This window comes from Proteus sp. MB838 (assembly GCF_054767435.1).
Window position 1 is genome coordinate 1 of record NZ_BAABMO010000084.1, and the last position, 3533, is coordinate 3533.

The 3533-nt window shown below is 43.0% G+C and carries 3 protein-coding genes; all 3 read right to left on the minus strand.

Features of this window, described 5'->3' with window-relative positions; genetic code table 11:
• On the minus strand, positions 1-813 hold an 813-nt coding region (locus ACYUCW_RS17895; RefSeq protein WP_460409165.1), incomplete at its 3' end, for a PLP-dependent cysteine synthase family protein.
• 11 nt (positions 814-824) lie between these two features.
• Positions 825-2228: a Y4yA family PLP-dependent enzyme gene (locus ACYUCW_RS17900; protein WP_113976791.1), complete on the minus strand. Its 1404-nt coding sequence runs from the start codon at positions 2226-2228 to the stop codon at positions 825-827.
• Positions 2229-2239: 11 nt separating this feature from the next.
• The coding region (locus tag ACYUCW_RS17905; protein ID WP_460409166.1) for a TonB-dependent receptor at positions 2240-3533 on the minus strand (1294 nt) is incomplete at its 5' end.

The following is a 3533-nucleotide window of genomic DNA, read 5'->3' on the forward strand; positions in this document are numbered from 1 at the left end:
CCCCCCTGTAGAGCCACCAACCAGTAAACCAAAACGACGAGCAAGGTAACGAGCCGTTTCAAAAGCACATACATCAGAGACTTGTTCGCCATAATCAATACAACTGTAATCCAACACTAACCCCACTGTATCGCCTTGTGGGGTGCCTGTACCTGATTGATAGTATGGTTTACCGGGTTTTCCGAATACGATGGAGCCTTCCGGCTCTACGGCAATGGTTACAAGTTCTGGATTATGAACCCTTAATCCATGGGCTATCCCTGTCATAGAGCCCCCCGTACCTACACATCCAACCCACGCATCAATTTTGCCTATCTGACTAATAAGTTCACGTACCAGATCTGCATATCCTCCCGCATTGGCTGCATTATCTGATTGATTCATAAAGATAGCGCCGGGAATTTCATTGGCGATTTCAGCCGCCATACGTTGGCGTTCCACAACAGCAACTTCATTTTCACCATAGTCGCCTTTAACGTAGCGGATCTCAGCACCCAAAGCGCGCATGATAGCAATTTTATCTTGGGCAGCATGGTGATCGACCACCGCGATAAATCGAAGCCCAAATTCGATAGCAGCGATTGCCAACCCAATGCCAGTATTTCCTGATGACGACTCCACAATTGTACTACCAGGCTTGATCTTTCCAGATTTCAGTGCCGCAACAACCATATTTCTCGCCATGCGATCTTTCATACTGCCTCCGGGATTATTTTTCTCCACTTTGATATAAAGACGCGTATCCGATTGCAGCAGCGGTAATTGAATGATAGGAGTATTACCAATTAAATCAGTTACTTTGCTAAAAACCATATTAAAAGTCCTTAATTATCAATGGTAAATATAGGTTTTTGATGTGAGTTTATGACCGCAGTTAATCTTGTGGGCAACGGATGCCGATGAAATTGATTTTCCAGTAAATCCATTTGGTAACCTGCGGTATTAGCAAATATCAGTAAATCACCTGGCTTTGGTAGGTGTGCAAAAGCGATCAAACGATTGGTGATAACATCGTCGTCCAAACAGCTATGGCCTGCAATCCAAGCATTTCCAGCAGAAGAAAGTGGCTGATGGTTATTTTGATAAATATGGAGAGGATCACTTAAGAATTCAGAATTAAACCACGTTTCACATGCGCTAAAACTAGTTCCTTCGACAAAAATAACATGTCCGACATGATCATATGGACGAACTCGACAGACACGAAATACACTGATCGCACTTTGATTAACCAAGCTCCTTCCGGGTTCAAGGCAAAGTGTTAATCCTTCCTCAATTAATGCATCACAAACTCTTTTGCCTGTGGGATCGACTCCGGTTAGAAACTCAGTGAGCCAGCCTTGGGCATTTATCTCTCCACCATATGGATAGAAAGAATCAGGAATTCGTCGAGTACGATAGTCTTTATGTGTTTGCGTAGAGAGCCATTTCTTATAACAATGACTGTCTACATACTGAACAGGTAACCCTCCCCCAATATCGATAATATAAGGGGAGTAACCCAAAGCACGTGCGTAGCTAATCAAGGGTAAGGTATCAAAAAAAGCCTTGATCCTAGATACCGAAGAGTAACCACTAAGATGGAAATGGAATCCATCAACCTTTACTTGGTCACTATAATTAAGTTTCTCAAGCGCTGTCATGATCTCAGCGGATGACATACCAAAACGACTGATATGATTAGACTCAGGACGAAAACGCAACAGTATACTTATACGTCCTGATGGACTTATCCACCTTGTAGCAAGGTGAATAAGCTCGTCCATCTCCTCAAGTGAATCAATAACAATCCGTGCCCCTTGCACTATTAACGCCTGTAAAAATGCCGTTGTTTTGGCAGGGCCTGTAGCACACAACTCTGTACCTTTACATCCCGCACGAATAGCATCGTTGAGTTCATATAGGCTAGATACATCCGCCCCAGTTCCCGCAGCAACAGCGGCTTGTAATAATGACTGTGATTTATTGACTTTAACCCCATAATACAAATTGGTTTGTATACCAAATGTTTTGGCGACTTCGACCATGGCATTCACGTTCTGCTCCACAGTATGAGGCCAGACAATATTAAGGGGTGAACCATATATCTGTGTTAAATGAACAAGGGTATCAGGGGATGTCTCCAACCAACGGATAATAACCGGATCGATATAAGGGGGTAATATTTGGGTTATAGCGATCTGCCAAGATTCATTTGCTCGGTAATAAGTATTTAACAACGAAGACATATGGAACCCTCTTAGAAGTCAACACTTACCGAGGCAAGGAAAGTACGTGGTGCTCCCTGTGCAATAGTGGTATATGACGCTACGCCAGACCAGTAATGGTGATTAAATAGATTCTGTACATCAAAACGGAAAGTGGTAGGCGCACCATACACACGTGTTTTATAGGAGGCTCCCATATCTACCGTTGTCCAAGAATTGATAGACTGTGTATTTTCCTGATTGACATATTGCTTTGCGCTATAATTGACATAACTGTTTAATGACAATCCATGCAAAATAGGAAGATCATATTCCACCCCTACATTTGCTTGTAGAGGAGAAACACCAACGGGTTTGTTACCACGGATATCAGATTTAGGCGATTTGATAAGTTCGGCATCAATAAGAGAAAGATTGCCTGAGATTTGTAAATTATCCAGCACCTGCGCTGAAAGATTAACTTCAACGCCACGATTTCGCTGCTCACTATTAGCATTAAATATATTATCAGTGCTGTCGATAGCACCACTAGGCTTGGTTATCTGGAAAAGAGCCAAACTGCTTTGTATTCCCGCATTATCATACTTAACCCCAACTTCGTACTGTCGCGAGCGGTAAGGACGCATCACTTGGCCGGCATTTTTTGCAAAACTCGGCGCTATATCGCCTTTGCTTAACCCTTCAATATAGTTGGCATAGAGCGAAACAGACTCTAAAGGATGGTAAACCAGCCCCAACATTGGCGTCACCGCTGATTCATCATAAGTGGCCGAACGCTGTCCATTAGCCATAAAGTTATCGGCTTGCACTCTTTGCAAACGTATCCCGGGGATAATATCCACACTGCCATTCAATATGGTCATGATGTCCGAAACGGCAAAGCTAGTTAATTGACTAGAAGATACTTTGGGAACGCTTGCTGGAGACGATGGTAGGGTAACATCGACTTCTAATGGTGAATAAATATTAGAAATCACCTTTTGTTTTCCTACATTACCCGCAACAGCAAGGCGGTCATGATAATAGCTGGCCTGTAATGTCATCTGATGATCAATAGCGCCCGTTGAAAAATAACTTCTGACACCGGTTTCAAAAATATAACGATGTACATTAAAGCGATAATTAGTGATTGCCGATTCAACATCTCCATTGTCGTTAATAATCTTTGGGGTTTGCTCAGAGATACGTGAAACGATTGAACGACCACCACCGGCATTCATGAAGAGTGTTAGATTATCGTTAAGCTCGTATGAACTGTGCAGTAATACGCCCTGATCGCGGGTGTTCCACCACATCCCTTTTTGGGCAATATTCCGTCGACCATTA